At 63.4% G+C, this 1,110-nt stretch carries 1 protein-coding gene; it reads left to right on the top strand.

The window, feature by feature from the left end; translation table 11 throughout:
- On the top strand, window positions 1-1,110 hold a 1,110-nt coding region (locus AC0TN7_RS00005; protein WP_473701742.1), incomplete at both ends, for a type VI secretion system Vgr family protein.

Here is a 1,110-nt window from a genome sequence, read left to right as displayed (position 1 = left end):
GCTGACCGTGCTCGGCACGGACGCGCGCATTGACCGCAGTAAGCTGCTGGGCCAGCCGGTCACGGTGACCATCCCGACGCAGAATCTGCTGACGTCCCGCTATATTAACGGCAAGATTACCCGCGTGGCGGTCAGCGCCGTTGAGCTGACGGGCACCCGCTATGCGGTGTACCAGCTGACGGTGGAGCCTGACCTGTGGCCGATGAAGCGCGACCGTAACCTGCGTATTTTCCAGGGGCATACGGTGCCGCAGATTGTGAAAACCCTGCTCGGCGAGCATCAGGTCAACGTTGAGGATAAACTCACCGGCAGCTACCGGGTGTGGGACTACTGCGTGCAGTATCAGGAGTCGAGCCTGGACTTCATCAGCCGCCTGATGGAGCTGGAGGGGATTGCGTATCACTTCCGCCATGAGGCGGACAAGCACACCCTGGTGCTCACCGATGCCGCCACTCAGTACCAGCCGTTCAGCGGCTATGAGGTCATTCCGTACCACCAGACGCCGTCAGGCGGCAGTACGGATGAAGAGGGCATCAGCCAGTGGGCGCTGGAGGACAGCGTGACGCCGGGGATTTACAGCCTCGACGACTATGACTTCCGCAAGCCGAACGCGTGGCTGTTCCAGGCCCAGCAGAACCCGGCGTCGCCGAAGCCGGGCAGCATTGACGTGTACGACTGGCCGGGTCGCTTTGTGGACAAGGGGCACGGGGAGTTCTATGCCCGTATCCGTCAGGAGCGCTGGCAGGTGGAGCACCAGCAGATTCAGGCCACCGCGACGGCGGCGGGGATTGCGCCGGGGCACACCTTCACCTTAACCAACGCGCCGTTCTTCAGCGACAACGGTGAGTATCTGGTGACGGCGGCGGGTTACCACCTCGAAGAGAACCGCTATGCCAGCGGCGAGGGGGAGACCATTCACCGGACCGATTTCACGGTCATCCCGTCGGCGGTGGTGTACCGTCCGGCGCAGAGCACGGCGTGGCCGCGCACCTACGGCCCGCAGACGGCGAAAGTGGTGGGGCCGAACGGGGAGAGTATCTGGACGGACAAATACGGTCGGGTGAAGGTGAAGTTCCACTGGGACCGTCTGGCGAAGGGCGATGACACCAG

Source organism: Enterobacter sp. PL_is511, assembly GCF_055816065.1.
This window is presented reverse-complemented; position numbering and strand designations above follow the sequence as displayed.